Raw genomic sequence first — 327 nt, 5'->3', positions numbered from 1 at the left:
CACGGATTCCAGCTGCTGCGGTGATGTTCGTAAATATAGACTTTCTGCCGCTTACGGTTTAGGCGCACGGGCGTACCGCGTGGCGTGTGATAGGTCATTCTGACCATAAGCTTAAATAGAGAGAGAAAAAAAAGAAATGCTATAATCGCTACGAGAGTAGCACCGTCCATACCATAGAATATAAACGGTACTAGCAAAAAATAAATCATAAAAAGAACAGAAATAAAGGAAAAAATATTACCCCAATCCCATGAGATCTGATTCTCATAACGGGGAATTTCCAGCCAGATATCATTCTTTTCATTCAGCCAGATAGCATTGGGTTCA

At 41.0% G+C, this 327-nt stretch carries 1 protein-coding gene; it reads right to left on the bottom strand.

What is annotated here, in order from left to right:
• The coding region (locus OGV77_RS00825; protein ID WP_353655755.1) for a DUF6708 domain-containing protein at positions 1–327 on the bottom strand (327 nt) is incomplete at both ends.

It is taken from the genome of Citrobacter sp. Ce129 (genome assembly GCF_030334545.1).
Classification (GTDB): domain Bacteria; phylum Pseudomonadota; class Gammaproteobacteria; order Enterobacterales; family Enterobacteriaceae; genus Citrobacter; species Citrobacter europaeus.
The sequence above is the reverse complement of the archived record's forward strand: the minus strand, read 5'-3'. Positions and strand labels throughout refer to the sequence as shown.